Raw genomic sequence first — 17425 nt, forward strand, 5'->3', positions numbered from 1 at the left:
CGGATACGGAAGCCGCAACAAGCCTTTATGACGACGCTTCAAGAAGTTCGCACCTGGGACGCGGCCGATCCGCTGGCATCTTTCCGCCAGCGCTTCGCCTTGCCCGAGGGAATAATCTATCTCGACGGCAATTCGTTGGGTGCCCTGCCCCGCGCCACCGCTGAGCGGATGCGGACCGTTATTGACCGGGAATGGGGCGAAGGTCTGGTCCGCAGCTGGAACGACCGCGACTGGGTGAATGCGCCGCAGCGCGTTGGCGCGAAGATCGCAAAGTTGATCGGTGCCCGATCCGACGAGGTCATAGTCGCGGATTCCACCTCCGTCTGCCTGTTCAAGCTACTGATGGCGGCGGCGGAAACGCGCGACGGCGCGATCCTCGCCGAAAGCGACAATTTCCCGACCGATGCGCACGTCGCCGGCCGCGTGGCGCAATTGCTCGGCCGCGAATATCGCAGCGTGCCGCGTGCGGAGATCGCGGAGGCCTTGGCCCCGGACGTGGCCGCCGCGGTCATCGCTCATGTCGACTATCGTAGCGGATCGCGGCACGACATGCCCGCACTCACGGGGCGCGGCACACGCATCGTCTGGGATCTAAGCCATAGCGTTGGTGCCGTCCCGCTCGATCTACATCGCGATGGCGTCGAGCTGGCCGTGGGCTGCGGCTACAAATATCTGAATGGCGGGCCGGGTGCGCCCGCCTTTCTGTATGTCGCCGACGGGCTGCAGGCCTCATTACAGTCACCGATCGCCGGCTGGTTCGGCCATGCCGCCCCATTTGATTTCTCGACTCGCTTCGAACCTGCACCCGGCATCGGTCGCTTCCTTAGCGGCACCCCGGCCGTGCTGGGGCTGCTCGCGCTGGAAACGGGCGTGGATCTGATGCTGGAAGCGGATCCTGCGGCCCTATGGGCGAAGTCGGGGCGCCTTTACGATCTCTTTGCCGCGCGCATGCGTACGCTTTGCCCGATGCTGCGCAATATCACCGCTGCGCAAGCCGCCGCACGCGGCAGCCATATCTCCTTTGCCCATCCTAACGCGCTCGCCATCGTCCGCGCTCTGGTCGAACGCGGCGTTATCGGCGATTTTCGCACGCCCGATGTCGCCCGCTTCGGCCTGACCCCACTCACGCTCAGCTTTGAAGATGTGTGGCTGGCCACGGAGACTGTCGCCGAAGTCATGACCAGCAACGCCTGGCGCGATGCTCGGTTCGCATCGGGCGGTATTGTTACCTGACGTTGCTCGTTCCTTTTTTGTTCTTGCAATTCTCGTTCGATTGAAAGATCATCGCTGCCGCAAAACCGGGGAGCCAAACGGTGGGCTACACTCTTTCTTGGGTCGCGGTGCGAAATGTAAATCCGGAGCAGGCATTGGCCGCGCTCGGCATGGAGGTGTCGGAAGTCCTCAAATATGAGGATATCGGGTGGGGCGATAATGTCGTGCTGGGTCCCATGCTTGGCGGCTGGCTGCTGGCCGTAAGTGGGGACAGCAGCGACGCCTTCGAAGGGCAGCTGGAGCCGCTTACCAGGCTCGGCCCCGCCATCGCCGGTGAAATCTCCGAAATCGTCATGGTATCGGAATTACGCGGATACGCAGACGGCCAGGAAATATGGCGCGTGATCCATAACCCCGAGGAAGAAAAAAGCCTCTACGCTTTGCAGATCAGCGGAGACACGCCGCCGCAGCTCGAAGCGATCGTCCGCGCGGCGCGCGCCGAGCAGGACGCGGAAGGCGGCGAGGAAGCCAGCGTCGACTACATGATCGAGATCCCCGGGCGGCTGTCACATTCGATCTGCGGCTATCATCCTGGCGAACGCGAACCGGATGGCGTCGATTTTTCCGAGCTGCAGCCGATCGGCGGCAGAAAGCAGACGGCTGGGACAGGAGGAGGTTTGTTCGCCCGGTTGTTTGGCCGCGGCTGAACCGACAGCCGCAAACACACAACATCACTTGGCCGTAATCGGAGGACGCGATGGGCTTTTCACATTCGTGGATCGCGGTTCAGGGTCTGACCTGCGAGCAAGCGCTGGACGCGCTCGGTATGGAGGTTTCGGACGTCCAGGCGGACCTACTCGAAGGTGTCGCCCTGCTCGAATGGTCGGACGACTGGCTGGTCGTGCTGAGCGAGGATGACCAAGATGCGACAGGAGGCGATCTGGCTGAGCTCGGCCGGCTTGGCCGCGCCTATGTCGCCTATGGCGTGGATGTCGACGCGCCCTATTCCCAAGCGTGCGGCCGAGAAGGAAGAAATGACTGGGTAGTCACGGTCAAGCCCGACCAGGGCAGGGTAAGCGTCGTCGGGCAGCCGCCCGCGCAACTCGATTCCATCATCGCCGCGGCCCGGGCCGGACAGGCGGATAGCGAGATAGATTTGGCCTTCGAGATTCCGGCAGAGCTGGCGGAATCGATCTGCGGCTTCCGGATTGGAAAAGGGGATCCCGAAACGATCAGGCATGTCACCCTGAAATCAACGGGTATTCCTAGGTCTGTCCAGACCGGCCGCCGGCCCGGTTTCTTCGCCCGGCTCTTTGGTCGCGGCTAGAACACCGTCAGAAAGAGTACAAAAGCGGCAAGCCTGAATCTGCGGCAGCTGCCCGGGAAACCTACTGCGGAGGGTCTTCAATGGATGACAATGAAAAGGGTAATGACCTTTTTTGGGTCGCGGTCAAAGGGCTCTCGCCGGAAAAAGCGCTTGCAGCGCTGAAGATGGAATATGCGGATGGCGCGGAAGCGTGTGACGTGCCCGGTTTTCCTGATGTCGACGACGGACAGTTTTCGGAAAGGATCTTTTCGGCGCAGCTTGCCGACGATTGGCTGCTGCTGTTCGGGAGCATTGATGAGATCGATCATCAGCGGTTGATCCGCCTGGCGCGGTTAGGGCCGACCTTCGTCGGGCATAAATTCCGATCTGGCTGTTTCGCCGAGGCGCACTGGTATGCCGAGGGACGGGAAGTGTGGAGTGTGGACTATGATTTTGAGAGTCGGGGACGCGACGACCAACTTCAGATCGAGGGAAAGCTTCCGGAGCAACTCGCGGCGATCATAGGCGAGGCATATCGCGCGGTCGCGATGCAAATTGGCCGCGACAATGGCATCGATATTCTGTTTGAGGTTCCGGGAAAATTATCGAAAGCGATATGTGGGTTCAGCCCGCATGAGCCGTTACCGGACGGCTTTCGCTGGTCGATGCTCCAGCCGATCGGTGGCATGCCGGAGCCCGCACCAGCCCCGCACGGCTGGCTTTCGCGGCTGTTCGGCCGGCGCTGACGTAACCCCCGTCCCGGCGAAAGCCGGGATCTCAGCCGGCTAGACACAACCTCCTGAGATGCCAGGGTCCGCTGGCATGACGGCAGGCGAGACGTACCGTCTACCAGACCCATCAGCCTAAAGCTGACCGTGGCAATGCTTGTACTTGCGGCCCGAGCCACACGGGCACGGCGCATTACGGCTGACGCGGTTTTCCCACTCCTCCGGATTGCCCAGGACGGGCATGTCGGGCTGCGCCATCTGCATGGGCGGCAGGCGCGTCGTGACCAGCCCCATCGATGCCGCGTCGCGATCGAACGTGTCGTCATAGCCCGTAAGCGGATCGATGTGGGTGGTCGTGAAGATGTCTGGCATCGGCGGCAATTCCGGCGGCGCGAAATTGAAGCGGATGTTCGACAAGGTCCGCGTCACGTCCTCGCGGATCGCCGACAGCATGCGCTCGAAAAGCGCGAATGCTTCAGTCTTATATTCGTTGATCGGCGTCTTTTGCGCATAAGCGCGCAGGTGGATCACCTGACGCAGCGCATCGAGCGTCGACAGATGCTCCTTCCAGTGATGGTCCAATTGCTGGAGTAACACGCTCTTCTCGATATTGGCCCAGCTTTCCTTGCCGACCTCCTCGACCCGCTCGGCGAGCTGCGTCGAGGCCGCCTCGGCAATGCGTGAAGCGAGCAATTCTGGCTCGACCATCTCTTCCTTGAGCCATTCCTCGATCGGCGGCGTGATGCCGAAGATATCGGCGGTGGCTTCCTTCAGCCCCTCGATATTCCACTGTTCGGGATATGAGCCGGGGGGGCAGGCGTCGGCGACGATCGCGTTCACGGTCTCGGCGCGCATGTCGTCGACGACATCGTCGACGGCTTCGGCATCCATGATGTCGGCGCGTTGCTCGTACACCACCTTGCGCTGGTCATTCATGACGTCGTCATATTCAACGACCTGCTTGCGGATGTCGTAATTGCGCGCCTCGACCTTCTTCTGCGCAGTCTCGATCGCCTTGGAAATCCATGGGGATACGATCGCCTCGCCATCCTCGAGATTCTTGTTCATCATCTTGGCGAACATCGTCTGTGGGCCGAAGATGCGCAGCAGATCGTCGTCGAGGCTCAGGTAGAAGCGGCTAAGGCCGGGATCGCCCTGGCGGCCCGAGCGGCCGCGCAGCTGGTTGTCGATACGGCGGCTCTCGTGGCGTTCGGTGCCAAGCACGAACAGGCCGCCGGCGGACAGAACCGCCTCCTTCTCGCGCTCGATCTCGGCACGGATGCCGCTCGCAACGGCATCATATTCGGGCGTGCCGGCGACAAGGTCGGGATGCTCGGCCAGCATCCGCATTTCGGGATTGCCACCGAGCTGAATGTCGGTGCCGCGGCCCGCCATGTTGGTGGCGATGGTCACCGCGCCCATGCGGCCGGCCTGGGCGACGATAAACGCCTCCTGCTCATGGTAGCGCGCATTGAGCACGTTGTGGCGGACGCCTTCCTTCTGGAGGAATTCGGATAGCATCTCCGATTTCTCGATGGAGACGGTACCGACCAGCACCGGCTGGCCGGTCTGCTGCTTTTCGCGAATCGCCTTGGTTATGGCGGCGAACTTGTCGCCGATATTCTTGTAAAATTCGTCGTCATCGTCCTTGCGCCGCACCGGCACGTTGGTCGGGATCGAGACGACGTTCATCTTGTAGATCTGGTAGAATTCATTCGCCTCGGTCGCGGCGGTGCCGGTCATGCCCGACAGCTTGGGATACATGCGGAAATAATTCTGGAAGGTGATCGAGGCGAGCGTCTGGTTCTCGGGCTCGATATTGACGCCCTCCTTGGCCTCTACCGCCTGATGCAGCCCGTCCGACCAGCGCCGCCCGTCCATCATACGGCCGGTAAATTCATCGATGATGATGACCTTGCCGTCCTTGACGATGTAATCGATGTCTCGCTTGAACGCGATATTGGCCTTGAGCGCCTGGTTGAGGTGGTGGACCACCTGCGTATTCTCGAAATCGTAGAGATTGTCGCCCTCGAGCAGTCCGGCATCCTCGAGCGCGCGCTCGACGACTTCCGTCCCCTCCTCGGTCAGGATCACCGAGCGCGCCTTCTCGTCATGCTCGTAGTGGATCGGGTCGATCAGCTTCACCACCGCATCGACCGACTTGTAGAGTTCCGACTTGTCCTCGGTCGGGCCCGAGATGATCAGCGGCGTGCGCGCCTCGTCGATCAGCACCGAATCGACCTCGTCGACCACGGCGTGCGCGAACGGGCGCTGCACCATCTGCGCGCGGTCATATTTCATGTTGTCGCGCAGGTAATCGAAACCGAATTCGTTGTTGGTGCCGTAGGTGATGTCGGCGGCGTAGGCATCGCGGCGCTCTTCGTCGCCGATATTCGGCACGATCACGCCGACCGTCAGCCCCAGGAATTTATAGACTTGGCCCATCCACTCGGCATCGCGCCGCGCGAGATAATCGTTGACCGTGATAACGTGGACGCCGGTGCCGGGCAGCGCGTTGAGATAGACCGCAAGCGTCGCCACCAGCGTCTTGCCCTCGCCGGTGCGCATCTCCGCAATCTCGCCGCGATGGAGCACGATCCCCCCGACCATCTGCACGTCGTAATGACGCTGACCGAGCACGCGATGGGCCGCCTCGCGAACGGTGGCGAATGCCTCGGGCAGCAATTTGTCGAGCGTCTCGCCCTCGGCGAGCATCGCGCGGAACTTGGCGGTCTGGCCGGCGAGTTCCTCGTCGGTCATCGCCTGGAGATTGGTCTCATAGGCCGCGATCTTGTTGACGATCGGCTGCATGGACTTGACGTAGCGGTCGTTGGACGAGCCGAAGATGGCCTTGGCGATGCCGGCGAACATGCTAATTTCCTTATGGATTATACGCTGCCTCGCTCGACGCGACGCGCAATATGCTAGAAATAGGGAACGGGTCGGCGGGGGGCCGAAAGCGCGACCGCTTTATTCGCGCCGCCGCTCGCCGAACGGATGGCGTGACGAGCGCACATTCACCGGCGCGGGCGCGCGCCACGTGCCGGGGGCCGCAAAGGCGCCCTGGGCTTCCTCGGGAAGCGGTGCAGGTACATTGACCGAGTTGCACGGCTTGGCCTGGGTTGCGGCCGCACTCGCCACGACCGGCTGCGCGGACGCAGCCGTGCCGGCCATCGCGCCGGTCAGGGCGGTCAGAAAGGCGGATAGGAGAAGCAGCAGGCGCATATGAGCCGCTATGTAGGAAAAGGGGAGCCGCGCGTCCATCCTTGGCGTCGTTCGGACGCTATATGCGCGTGAATGATGTCGATTTTCGCGTCGTGCTTCTATTTAGGTCGATCTATCGTGAAGCCGACCTGCTGGACTCGCATGAAGCGCATCGGCCTGCCGTCTCCATCCAGGGCGGGTTGAAACGTTTCGCTTTTCGACATTGCAGCGCAGCCCGCCTTGTCGAGCGCAGGGGAGCCCGAACTCTGCCTCTCGGGCACACTGCAGCTTTCAATCTTGCCGTCCGGCGCGACGATGAACGTTAAGCCGGCGATCGGACGGACCATATCCTTGGGGAACGCAGCCACGTTGAGGTCGAGCTCAGTATCGGGCGGCAATGTCGGGGGTTGACTGCCGGGAAGAACCCAGCGGAAACGCAGACGATAAACATAGGCGAGCGGCTGACCCGCATCGTCCCTCGCCGGTGCATACCGAGCCCGCGCTCTAATCATGGCACAAGTCGCATCGTCCAGCTCCTGCCAGCCAGTGCTGATCGCAATTCGGCAATTGGCCAGCTGTCCTTGCGTGTCGACGGTGAGCTCGACCGTCGCGACACCCTGATGGTGTAGACGCAGCGCCAGCGCGGGATAATTGTCCTGGGTCACCCAAGGCTGCGAAGAAGGTAAGCCGACCGCAGCCAGCAACAATAGTAGCATCGTAACCTCTTCTGGCGGCCGTCGGGCATACACATAGTCCGGGATCGCTGCTAGGCGGCCGCGATGACGGAAGCCGCCTCCCCCCTCGCACTCCCCTTTCCCGAGCTGCCGCCGATCGCCGGCGTCGGCCTTGCCGTCACACGCGCCGGCTACAAAGCGTGGGAACGAGCCGACCTGACCTATGCCGCGCTCGATCCGGGCACCGCCGTCGCCGGCGTCACCACGCGCAGCAAATGCCCCTCGCCCGAGGTCGAATGGTGTCGCGCGGCGTTGACGCTCGGCAAGGCGCGCGCGCTCGTCGTCAACGCTGGCAATTCGAATGCCTTTACGGGCAGTCGCGGCCGCGCGGCGGTTGAGGCGATCGCGGCACGGGTGGCGGGCCATGTCGGCTGCCAACCGTCGGACGTGTTCGTCGCCTCCACCGGCGTGATCGGCGTGCCGCTGCCAATCGACAAGGCTGAGGCCGGGATCGACGCCGTGCTGCAGGCACCGGCGGCAGGTTGGCGCGCGGCAGCCGAGACGATCGGCACAACCGACACTTTCCCCAAAGGCGCGCGCGCCACCGCGATCGTCGACGGCCGCACGATCAACCTTGTCGGTATCATCAAGGGTTCGGGCATGATCGCGCCCGACATGGCCACCATGCTCGGCTTCATCTTCACCGATGCCGCGGTCGAGGCGCCCTTCCTGCAGACGATGCTGACCGCCGCCAACGCGCCAACCTTTTCCTGCATTACGGTCGACAGCGATACATCCACCTCGGACACCGTACTCGCCTTCGCCACCGGCAAGGCCCGCAATGCCCCGCTCTCGTCATTCGACGATGCTGGGGCGGATGCCTTCCAGGCGGCGCTGACCGATCTCTGCCGCCAGCTCGCCCATCTGGTGGTGCGCGACGGCGAAGGCGCATCCAAGTTCATCCAGGTCAGCGTGACCGGCGCTGAAAGCGACGCCTCGGCGCATCGGATCGCCCTGTCGATCGCCAATTCGCCCTTGGTGAAGACGGCGATCGCGGGCGAGGACGCCAATTGGGGCCGCGTGGTGATGGCGGTCGGTAAGGCCGGCGAGCCGGCCGAGCGGGACAAACTCTCTATCCGCTTCGGCAGCGTGCAGGTCGCGCGCGATGGTCTGGCGGTGGAAGGCTATGACGAAGCGCCCGTGGCCGCGCACCTCAAGGGCCGGGAGATCGAGATCGGCGCCGACCTCGGCCTTGGCGAAGGCCGCGCCACGGTGTGGACGTGCGATCTGACCCACGGATATATCTCGATCAACGCCGACTATCGCAGCTGAGCTTTACAGCGACCGGGCCCGCCGCCATAGCGCCGCCCGCGCGGCACATGCGTCGCGCGGGCGACAGGAGGCCACCATGGCACGCAATCGTGATTTCGCCGACCTGCCCTGCTTTCGAGCGGTCCAGCAAGCGTCGTAAGGGTTATCCATCCGAAACCTGCGTCAAGCGCGGAATGCGCGTGGTGCACGGCAATGTCGAGTTGATCGAGAAACTCGGCCGAAACGATCCCTGCCCGTGTGGCTCAAGCTTGAGCTTTCAAGCGGTGCTGCCTTACATCAGGGCGGTTTCGATGGTTCGGAACGGCACGATTACTGGCGGGATTGACAGGGTGAGGAGCGACGCATGACCGAACGGACCGGCGGTTGTGCATGCGGGGCGGTACGATACCGCCTCGCCTCCGAGCCGTTCGATGCCGGCTGGTGCCATTGCCGCACTTGCCAGCTCAGCTCCGGCAGCCCCGCGCTCGCCTTTGCGACCGTCCCACTCGACGATTTCGAGCTGGTCCAGGGTGGGGAGGCAGTGGGCCGCTTCGCCTCCAGCGCCTTCGGCCGCCGCCTGTTCTGCACGCGGTGCGGCACGCCGCTGCTGATGGAGGTCGATCATCAGCCCGAGACGTTGGATTTCACGATCGCTACGCTCGACCGGCCGGATAGTATCGTGCCCGAATTCCATATCTTCTACGCCAGCCGGATCGGGTGGGCACCGGCCGCGGACGAAACGCCCCGGCACGACCGCTTTCGCACCGAGACGCGCGGCCTCGCACCGGGACAAGAAAGATGATCGAGCTGGACGCACCGGTACAGGCGCTGATCCGCGACGTCGCCGCCCGGATCGTGATGCCGCGCTTCCGCCAGCTCGATCCCAGCCAGATCGAGGAGAAAGCTCCCGACGAGCTCGTCACCATCGCCGACAAGGAGAGCGAGGAAGCGCTGGCCGAAGGACTGAGGCGATTGCTTCCGGATTCACGCGTGGTCGGCGAGGAGGCCGTGTCGGCCGATCCTGCGGTGCTGGACGGCATCGGCCGGGGTGTTGCCTGGATCGTCGATCCGATTGACGGCACCGCCAATTTCGCGGCCGGCGAGACGCCGTTCGGGATCATGATCGCGCTCGCGATCGACGGGGTCAGCGAAGCGGGCTGGCTGTACGATCCGGTCGCCAACCGCCTGTGCAGCGCCATCCGCGGCCGGGGCGCGTTCGTCAACGGCACCCGCATCGCCACCCGCACGAGCGGCGAGGCGGTCCCCGTCGCCGGCCTCTCGACCCGCTATTTGCCGCCCGAATTGCGCGACGACATGGAACGGCGCGCGGACGGCAAGTTGCGTTGCGTGGACATCCCGCGCTGCGCCGCCGAGCAATATCCGCGGGTCATGCTCGGCACCAACGACCTCGCTTTATTCTGGCGCACGCATGTCTGGGATCACGCTCCCGGCGCGCTGATCCTGACTGAGGCCGGCGGCAAGATCGCCCGCTTCGACGGCACGCCTTACGCGGTGACGCAGGACGGCAAAGGCCTGCTTGCCGCGGCGACCCCGCAAATGTGGGACGAGGCAGCGGAAATCTTGTTAAGATAACGAGGTAGCCGAGCCTGGATCGTCGCGCCATTTGCGGCAGGCAATGACGGCCATTGCCGAAGGCCTTCATCGTGAGCGGTGCGAAGCAATCCAGCCCCCGTCATTCATCCCGGGCGGGGCCAGCACGGCTTCCACTGTCCCCTTCTGGATGACGCGCCCCTCCCGCAGCACCACCACCCGGTCCGCCAGCTGCCGCACCAAGTCCATGTCATGGGCGATGAAAAGATATGCGATGCCCAACCGCGTCTGCAGATCGAGCAGCAGGCTGACCATCTCGGCCCGTAGCGCATCGTCGAGCGCGCTCAGCGCCTCGTCCAGCACGATCAGGTCGGGCCTGAGGATCAGCGCGCGGGCGATGGCGATACGCTGCCGCTGCCCGCCGGAGAAAGCCTGCGGCAGTCGCCCGGCCGCGTCGGCAGGAAGGCCGACCTGCGCAAGCGCCTCGGCCACGATCGCCGCGCGCGCGGCCGGGGAAACCGCATCCAGCAGATGCAGCGGCTCTGCCACGATCCGGCCGACCGTCTGTCGCGGGTCGAAGCTTGCCGCGGGGTCCTGGAAAACCGCCTGGACCCGGCGCCGCATGGCCCGCAGCGCTGTTCCTCGCGCCGTGCGCCAATCCTTTCCGCCGAGCGTGACTTTGCCCGCATCCGGCTGATCAAGGCCGAGCGCCAGCCGCGCCAGCGTCGATTTGCCGGCGCCGGACGGCCCAATGATCGCCAGCGTTTCGCCGCGGCCAAGTGTCAGCGAAACGTGATTCAACCCTGCCACGTGGCCGGCTCGGCCCGAATAGGTTCGAGTGACATCCTGCAGCGACAACACCTCGTCACCAGCTTCGGTTACATTATGGCGTACTGCTGCCGAGACGGCGACCGCCCCTTCGATAATCCGGCCCTGATCCAGCACGATGATCCGATCGGCGATCCGCGCGGCGAGCGCGGAATCGTGCGTCACCAATAGCATGCCCATGCGCCGTTCACGCACCAGCGACACCAGCAGCGCGACCACCTCCGCCTGTGCGACCGGATCGAGCGAGGCGGTCGGCTCATCGGCGAGCAGCAACACCGGCTTGGCGGCAATCGCCATCGCGATCGCGATCCGCTGGCGCTGGCCGCCCGACAATGTGTGCGGATAGCGCTTGGGAGACAGATCCAGCCCGACCCGCTTCAGCAAATCGATAACCTCGGCGGCGATTTCTGCCCGCGTGAGCGTCATATGCTGCTCCAACGCTTCGCCGATCTGACGCCCGATCGTCAGCGCGGGGTTGAGCGCGGTCGCCGGCTCCTGGAAGATCATGCCGACACGCCCGCCGCGCAAGGCGCGCAAGTCTGCTTCGCCAAGCGTGGTTACATCCGCGCCCTCGACGCGGACCAGGCCCTGCTCGACCGCCTCCGGGGGCAGCAAATTCATTGCCGCCGCGGCCAGCGTCGATTTGCCCGAGCCGGACGGGCCGGCCAGCGCTACGATCTCACCCGCGGCGACGCTCAACGTCACATCGTCGAGCGCGACCGTCTTGCCGTAGCGTACCGACAGGCGTTCGATCTCGAGCGGGTTCATAACCCTGCCTCCGGCGCAAACCTGCTACGGATCGCATCACCGGCAAGGTTGATGGCGAGCACGGTGGTGACGATCGCCAGGCCCGGCAACAACACCAGCCGCGGAGCGACCCCGATCAGCGTCTGGGCATCGGCGACCATCCGTCCCCAGCTTGGTGCCGGCGGCTGCGCGCCCAATCCGAGGAAGGACAAGGCCGCCTCCGCCAATACGCCCAGCGAAAGCTGGATCGCCGCCTGGGTGATCAGCGGGCCGGCGATATTGGGGAGGATATGGTCGCGCGAGATCCGCGCCGGTCCCTTCCCCGCCAGCCGCGCCGCCAGGATGAAGTCCCGCGTCCAGATGGCGCGCGCCGATGCCCGCGTGACCCGGATGAAGATCGGAATATTGAACAGGCCGATCGCGAGCCCCCCATGGCTTGCACCCGGCCCCATCACAGCGATCACCAGCATTGCCAGCATCAGCGCTGGGAAAGCGAGCAGGACGTCGCCGCCACGCGCCACTGCCTCGTCGACCCATCCCGACCGGACGGCTGCAACCAGGCCGAGCGGCACGCCGCCGAGAAGACCTATCGCGAGCGCCAGCGTTGCCACGCCCAACGACGGCCGCGCCCCTGCCATCAACATCGAAAGCATGTCGCGCCCAAGCTGATCGGTGCCAAGCGGATGGGCAAGCGATCCCGGCTGAAGCCGCCCGGCGACATCGATCGCCGCCACGTCCCACGGCGTCCACAACAACGATAGAACGGCTATCGCCACGATCAGCGCAAGCAGGGCAAGATTGAATGGTACGTCCCTCCCCTCCAGGGGACGGGCTGGCGTGGGGCCTGTCCTCTGCAACGCGCGCTTGTCGCGCGGCCCCACCCCCGGCCCCTGCCCTGAAGGGGAAGGGGAAACAGAACGATCGTCGTTCTTGATCATGCCCGATCCCTTAACCTTGGATCGAGCAGTGCCTGCGCCACATCGACCAGGAAGCTCGAAACCACCGTTGCCGCCACCATCAGCATTGCGACCGCCTGCACCACGATCAGGTCGCGCGCGGTGATTGCCTGCACGAGCAGGCGCCCGAGGCCGGGCAGATAGAAGACATTCTCGACGATCACGCCGCCCGCCAGCAGAAAGGGGAATTGGAGGCCGATTACCGCCAGGATCGGCGCGGCGGCATTGGGCAAGACATGCCTCCACAGGATGAGGCCGGGTCCCAGCCCCTTGGCGCGCGCGGTGCGGACATAGTCGCGTGCCAGTTCATCAACCAACGCGGCGCGCGCGACGCGCGCAATCAGCGCCGCCTGGGGCAGCGCCAGCGCGACCGTCGGCAGGACCAAAGCCGCAAGCACCGGGCCTATTCCTGCCTCCCAGCCGGGGAAGCCACTCGCGTCAAGCCAGCGCAATTGCACTGCGAACACCAGCAACAAGACCATCGCCAGCCAGAAGCTCGGCAGCGCGATGCCCAGGCGCGTTACGGCACCGATGGCGCGATCCAGCCCCCGCCCCGGCCGCAGCGCGGCAAGTAGGGCCGCCGGCAGGCCGATCAGCACCGACAGCAGCATCGCCAGCACGGCGAGCGGCAGCGACACCGCCAGACGTGGGCCGATAAGCCCCGTGACAGGCACGCGATACGCATAGCTGATGCCGAGATCACCCTGCACCAGTCCGGCGGCCCAGGCGAAGTAACGCGCGGGCCAAGGGCCACCGAGGCCCAGTTCGGCGCGCAACGCGGCGACTGCGCGGGGGCTCGCTTCCAGGCCCATCATGAACTGCGCCGGATCGCCGGGGGCGAGCTGGAGCAGCGCGAACACCACCAAGCTCGCCCCGATAAGCGTCAGCAGGAGAACGCCGAGGCGGCGTGCCAGCAGCACGATTCCCAGCAGGCGCGCCAACCCGGCAAGCCCCACAACGATCAAAAGCGCCGCCAGCGGAGCCGCCCAAGCGCGTGTGCCGCCCCCCTGCACCGCCGCCGCGTCGCTTCCCGCGAAGCGCGCGGCCGAGAAGTCCACCGCCTGCAACGGCGTGTTCACCCACAGATTGGTCAGCCTCGCATCCGCGACGGAGAGGTGCGGGAACTGAAACAGGAAGCCGTTGACCGCGTCGTCCGCAATCCGGCGCTGGACCGCGCCCAGCAAGGCGTGGCGTTCGGCCGGATTGGCGGTGGTTTTAAGCTGCGCCAGCAGCGCACGGACCGTGCTGCCGTCATAGCCGAAATAATAATCCGGCCGCCCGTAAATGGCATAGTCCGCAGGCTCCGCATGGCTCACCATCGTCATGTCGTAGGCGTGGCGCGCGAATATCTCGTCCAGCCATTGCGGCCACTCGACCGGCACGATCGTCGCCCGGATTCCGACCGCAGCGAGCTGCGCCGCGACGATCTCGCCGCTGCGCCGCGCATAGGCCGGTGGCGGCAATTTCAACGTAAGGGAGAGGCCGTGGGGATAACCGGCCCGCACCAATAGCGCACGTGCCTTGGCGATATTGTGCGGATAGCGCCCCGTCAGGTCGACATAATCGGGGTTTTGCGGCGGGAAATGGCTCCCGATCGGCTGGCCATAGCCGAACATCGCCCCGTCGATTATCGCCGTCCGGTCGAGCGCGTAGGCGATAGCGCGACGCACCCGCAGGTCGCGTAGCGGGCCTTTGGCGTTGTTGAGCGCGAGAATGACCTCGCCCTCGCTCGGCGCGGTGGTGACGCGCAAGCTCGGATCGGCACGCAATTGGGCCAGGTTTTCAGGTGCCGGATAGTCCGGAAACAGGTCGACGGCATGCGTCTTCACGGCCGCATAGGCCGCCGCCGGATCGCTGAGGAAGCGAAATTCGACCCGTGCAAGCGAGGGTTTGGCGCCCCAATAAGCATCGTTGCGCACCAGCGTCAGCCGGTCACCGCGCGACCAGTCGCGGTAGAGGAACGGCCCGGTGCCGACCGGGTCGGTCGCGAGTTTGCCCGCCGCACGCGGCGAAACCATCACGCAATCGCCCCAGGCGAGCAGCACCGGCAACCCTGCATCGGACTGGCTGAGGCGGATACGCACCGTCAGCGGATCGAGAATATCGATCCCGGCTATCTCTGACAGCGCCTGCGCCTGTGCGTTGCTGGATCCGGGCGCAATCGCCCGTAGCAGGCTGAACCGGACAATGCGCGCATCGAACGGCGTGCCGTCCGAGAAGCGCACGTTCGGCCGCAGATGGAAAACATAGCTGCTCGCGTCCGGCGCCATCTCCCAGCTGGCCGCTAGCAGCGGGACTGCCGCGCCGGTGGCGTCAAGCGTGGTCAGCCCTTCGAAGATTGTGCGATAGGTAACCTCGTCGATCGCCGCCGCCGCACCCGACGTCGGATCCAGCGTCGGCGGTTCGAGTTGCAGCGCCACCACGATCCGGTCGCGCGCGGAGGCGGGTGTGGCAAGAGCGAGCATCGCGACGACCGCGAGGAGACACGCGGCGATCCACCCAATTCCGTCATGCTGAACTTGTTTCAGCATCCATCTATCCTCTGCACCGTCGGCGCCTGTGGCACGATGGACCCTGAAACAAGTTCAGGGTGACGGTCGGCCTCTAGCGGCGGTTCGCGCCCGCCGCCACTTTCAGAAACTGTATTTACCACGCACACCGACGCTGCGCGGCCGTCCGGGCGAGGCGATGTCGATGCCGCCGAGGAAGAAATTGCGCGTCAGATCGTAATGCTGGTTGAGCAGGTTGCGGGCATAAAGGCCGACGCTCCATGGCCCCGCGCCCAGGGTGAGCGTTGCATTGACCAGCCAATAATCATGCACCTTGAAATTGGGACCGAGCAGGACCGGATCGAGCGTGCCGCGATAGGAATAATCCGTCTGCGCCGTCAGCGCATAGCCGCCCACCGGCAACCGGTAGCTGGCCGAGCCATTATAGCTCCAGTGCGGGAAGCCCTGGTCCTGGCCGGCGCGGCTGACCGCGACCGTGTGGCCGGCCGCGGTGCTGGCGGCGATGTCGAGATCATCGAAGCGGTCATATTTGCCTTTGCGCCAGGCCAGCCCCTGCGTGATCTCCAGCCCTGCCACCGGCGCCCAGGTCAGCTCGCCTTCGGCGCCATAGATGTGCGAGCGCGGTGCATTTACGATCTTGCCGACGGCGCCGTAGACCGCATCGTAGATTGCCGACTGCACCTGCTGGCGCCGGTAATCGTAATAGAAAGCGGCACCGTTGAGCCGCAGCTTGCGCCCGGCCAGCTCGTTCTTGGTGCCGATCTCATAGGCGTAGAGCACCTCGGGCTTAAACGGCGCCAACTGGTCTTCGGTCAGCGTATTATAGGCCGTGAAGCCGCCCGATTTCACGCCGCGGCTGGCGCTGGCGTAGATTAGGTTCGCTGAGCTCAAATGGTAATTGGCCGCCAGCTTGCCGCTGAGCTCGGTATAGCTCTGGTCGGCGCTGCCAGCGGGCACGCCGATGCCGACGATCGGGGACGTGGTCGTGTCAAAGTCGCGCAAATGCCGCGCCTCGCGCTCCAGCCGCAGGCCGCCGGTAAGCGTCAGCCTCGAGGTCACGTCATAGTCCAGCTGGCCGAAGCCTGCGAAAGTGTGCGCGCGCTGGCGGTAGGAGGTCAACGCGATGAAGCCGAGCGACTGAACGAAATCGCTGTCGAAATGGTCGTGCAGCTTCTCGTTCGAATAATAACCGCCGACGATCCAGCGAAGCGCTCCGGGCCCCTGCGAGGCAAGCCGCACCTCCTGCGAGAAGACATTGGCGCGGCTGCCGAAATAGGTGCCGGCATAAGCCAGCGCGGACGCGTCCCAATCATTATATTCGCGCCGGTCGAAATGTTCGTAAGCGGTGATGCTGGTCAGCTTGGCGCTGCCGAGATCGATCGAGAGTGTGGCATGACCGCCCGCCGTCTTATTGTTGCGAAACGGTTTGGTGTCGGGGTCGAATCCGAGCAGCGCGGCATATTGGCTAGACGCACCCCAGCCGGTCCGACGGCGGCTGGTATCGGCGGGGATCGAGCCCAACGGGTCGAACAGATAAAGGCCGGTCGCCTCGGAGCGATCGCGGCCATAATGTCCCTCGACCAGCAGATCGACCGGGCCCGCGTTATAGGCCAATTGCCCGCGCGCACCCCAACGGTCGGCATCACCCAGCTCTCGTCCATTGTCGCGATCATGCTGGAAGCCGCCACCTTGCTCGGTCGCCGCAGCGACGCGAACGCTCATCCCTTCACCGATTGGGCCTGAAATGTGTCCCTCGGCGCGAAACAGGCCGAAGCTGCCATATTCCGCATCGATGCCGGCCGAGAGCCTGCTGGTCGGGCGCGCGGTCAGGAAGTTGATCGCGCCGCCGGTGGTGTTGCGGCCGTAGAGTGTACCCTGCGGCCCGCGCAGCACCTCGACGCGGTCGAGATCGAACAGCAGGCCTTGCGTCTGGACCGGAAAGGGCTTGGCGACCTCGTCGACGCTGATGCCGACCGGCGAGGCGTTGTTGGAGGCATAATCGTCGAAACCGACGCCGCGCAGGCGAAATTGAGGCTGGCCGCCGCCGAAGGCCGGCACCGCTTCCAATCCCGGGGTCTGATATTGCAGCTGGTTGACGTTGGTCACCCCGCGCGTCGCGAGGTCCGCGGCGCCCAGCACCGATAAAGCGACCCCGACCTGCTGCGCTTGCTCGGGCCGGCGCTGCGCGGTGACGACGATATCCGGTAGGATTTCGGTATCCGCCTGCGCGAGGAGCGGCGCAGGAATCAGGGTCAGGCCGAGCGCGTAGAGCGCCCGACGCGAAAGCAACGACTTGGTCTGTGAACTATTTCGCATTTGCGGAAAAATGAACTCGCAAGTCCCGAGAAGCAAGCGCACATTTCGCATTTTGCAAAATAATGCAGGCTGCTGTTGCGCG

15 protein-coding genes are annotated in these 17425 nt (G+C 64.7%); 8 read left to right on the forward strand and 7 right to left on the reverse strand.

Annotated features, from left to right (window positions below):
• Nucleotides 1–27: 27 nt before the first annotated feature.
• The 4 genes from DX905_RS03895 to DX905_RS03910 all read left to right on the forward strand — a co-directional run bounded on the left by DX905_RS03895 (nt 28) and on the right by DX905_RS03910 (nt 3264).
• Nucleotides 28–1233, forward strand: coding sequence for a kynureninase (locus DX905_RS03895; protein ID WP_116090186.1), 1206 nt, complete (start codon nt 28–30; stop codon nt 1231–1233).
• Between the two features lie 134 nt (nt 1234–1367).
• Nucleotides 1368–1919, forward strand: coding sequence for a hypothetical protein (locus DX905_RS03900; RefSeq protein WP_162875446.1), 552 nt, complete (start codon nt 1368–1370; stop codon nt 1917–1919).
• Nucleotides 1920–1969: 50 nt separating this feature from the next.
• On the forward strand, nt 1970–2539 hold the full coding sequence (locus DX905_RS03905) for a hypothetical protein (RefSeq protein ID WP_116090188.1): 570 nt from the start codon (nt 1970–1972) through the stop codon (nt 2537–2539).
• Nucleotides 2540–2619: 80 nt separating this feature from the next.
• Nucleotides 2620–3264: a hypothetical protein gene (locus DX905_RS03910; RefSeq protein ID WP_116090189.1), complete on the forward strand. Its 645-nt coding sequence runs from the start codon at nt 2620–2622 to the stop codon at nt 3262–3264.
• Between the two features lie 117 nt (nt 3265–3381).
• On the opposite strand, the gene secA is transcribed toward DX905_RS03910, so the two are convergent.
• The 3 genes from secA to DX905_RS03925 form a co-directional block, all read right to left on the reverse strand.
• Nucleotides 3382–6117: a preprotein translocase subunit SecA gene (gene secA, locus DX905_RS03915; RefSeq protein WP_116090190.1), complete on the reverse strand. Its 2736-nt coding sequence runs from the start codon at nt 6115–6117 to the stop codon at nt 3382–3384.
• 99 nt (nt 6118–6216) lie between these two features.
• On the reverse strand, nt 6217–6471 hold the full coding sequence (locus DX905_RS03920; RefSeq protein WP_116090191.1) for a hypothetical protein: 255 nt from the start codon (nt 6469–6471) through the stop codon (nt 6217–6219).
• A gap of 98 nt (nt 6472–6569) precedes the next feature.
• The gene (locus tag DX905_RS03925; RefSeq protein WP_162875447.1) at nt 6570–7115 is read right to left on the reverse strand and encodes a TonB family protein; all 546 of its coding nucleotides are present in this window, start codon (nt 7113–7115) and stop codon (nt 6570–6572) included.
• 114 nt (nt 7116–7229) lie between these two features.
• On the opposite strand from DX905_RS03925, the gene argJ reads away from it, so the two are divergent.
• The 4 genes from argJ to DX905_RS03945 all read left to right on the forward strand — a co-directional run bounded on the left by argJ (nt 7230) and on the right by DX905_RS03945 (nt 10028).
• The gene (gene argJ, locus DX905_RS03930) at nt 7230–8456 is read left to right on the forward strand and encodes a bifunctional glutamate N-acetyltransferase/amino-acid acetyltransferase ArgJ (protein ID WP_116090193.1); all 1227 of its coding nucleotides are present in this window, start codon (nt 7230–7232) and stop codon (nt 8454–8456) included.
• 173 nt (nt 8457–8629) lie between these two features.
• Nucleotides 8630–8803: an SEC-C metal-binding domain-containing protein gene (locus DX905_RS16450; protein WP_420822147.1), complete on the forward strand. Its 174-nt coding sequence runs from the start codon at nt 8630–8632 to the stop codon at nt 8801–8803.
• The gene (locus tag DX905_RS03940) at nt 8800–9237 is read left to right on the forward strand and encodes a GFA family protein (RefSeq protein ID WP_116090194.1); all 438 of its coding nucleotides are present in this window, start codon (nt 8800–8802) and stop codon (nt 9235–9237) included. Before DX905_RS16450 ends, DX905_RS03940 begins: the two co-directional genes overlap by 4 nt.
• A complete protein-coding gene (locus DX905_RS03945) occupies nt 9234–10028 on the forward strand; it encodes an inositol monophosphatase family protein (protein WP_116090195.1) in 795 nt (264 codons plus the stop codon). Before DX905_RS03940 ends, DX905_RS03945 begins: the two co-directional genes overlap by 4 nt.
• A 66-nt stretch (nt 10029–10094) precedes the next feature.
• Here the strand turns inward: DX905_RS03945 and DX905_RS03950 are convergent, their stop codons facing one another.
• The 4 genes from DX905_RS03950 to DX905_RS03965 form a co-directional block, all read right to left on the reverse strand.
• A complete protein-coding gene (locus tag DX905_RS03950) occupies nt 10095–11582 on the reverse strand; it encodes an ABC transporter ATP-binding protein (protein ID WP_116090196.1) in 1488 nt (495 codons plus the stop codon).
• Nucleotides 11579–12337 (reverse strand): ABC transporter permease, encoded by a 759-nt coding sequence (locus DX905_RS03955; RefSeq protein WP_240320711.1) that lies wholly within the window; start codon nt 12335–12337, stop codon nt 11579–11581. The genes DX905_RS03950 and DX905_RS03955 overlap by 4 nt, the downstream gene beginning before the upstream one ends.
• A gap of 158 nt (nt 12338–12495) precedes the next feature.
• Nucleotides 12496–15048 carry an ABC transporter substrate-binding protein gene (locus DX905_RS16365; protein WP_116090198.1) on the reverse strand — a complete coding sequence of 851 codons (2553 nt, stop codon included), beginning with the start codon at nt 15046–15048 and terminating at the stop codon, nt 12496–12498.
• 102 nt (nt 15049–15150) lie between these two features.
• Nucleotides 15151–17316 carry a TonB-dependent receptor gene (locus DX905_RS03965; protein ID WP_162875448.1) on the reverse strand — a complete coding sequence of 722 codons (2166 nt, stop codon included), beginning with the start codon at nt 17314–17316 and terminating at the stop codon, nt 15151–15153.
• Nucleotides 17317–17425 lie beyond the last annotated feature (109 nt).

It is taken from the genome of Sphingomonas crusticola (genome assembly GCF_003391115.1).
GTDB classification, from domain to species: domain Bacteria; phylum Pseudomonadota; class Alphaproteobacteria; order Sphingomonadales; family Sphingomonadaceae; genus Sphingomonas_I; species Sphingomonas_I crusticola.

Coding starts and splice junctions, on each gene's coding strand:
- DX905_RS03895 (WP_116090186.1), top strand. CDS start 28: ATGACGACGCTTCAAGAAGTTCGCACCTGGGACGCGGCCGATCCGCTG.
- DX905_RS03905 (WP_116090188.1), top strand. CDS start 1,970: ATGGGCTTTTCACATTCGTGGATCGCGGTTCAGGGTCTGACCTGCGAG.
- DX905_RS03910 (WP_116090189.1), top strand. CDS start 2,620: ATGGATGACAATGAAAAGGGTAATGACCTTTTTTGGGTCGCGGTCAAA.
- secA (WP_116090190.1), bottom strand. CDS start 6,117: ATGTTCGCCGGCATCGCCAAGGCCATCTTCGGCTCGTCCAACGACCGC.
- DX905_RS03920 (WP_116090191.1), bottom strand. CDS start 6,471: ATGCGCCTGCTGCTTCTCCTATCCGCCTTTCTGACCGCCCTGACCGGC.
- argJ (WP_116090193.1), top strand. CDS start 7,230: ATGACGGAAGCCGCCTCCCCCCTCGCACTCCCCTTTCCCGAGCTGCCG.
- DX905_RS16450 (WP_420822147.1), top strand. CDS start 8,630: ATGCGCGTGGTGCACGGCAATGTCGAGTTGATCGAGAAACTCGGCCGA.
- DX905_RS03940 (WP_116090194.1), top strand. CDS start 8,800: ATGACCGAACGGACCGGCGGTTGTGCATGCGGGGCGGTACGATACCGC.
- DX905_RS03945 (WP_116090195.1), top strand. CDS start 9,234: ATGATCGAGCTGGACGCACCGGTACAGGCGCTGATCCGCGACGTCGCC.
- DX905_RS03950 (WP_116090196.1), bottom strand. CDS start 11,582: ATGAACCCGCTCGAGATCGAACGCCTGTCGGTACGCTACGGCAAGACG.
- DX905_RS16365 (WP_116090198.1), bottom strand. CDS start 15,048: ATGCTGAAACAAGTTCAGCATGACGGAATTGGGTGGATCGCCGCGTGT.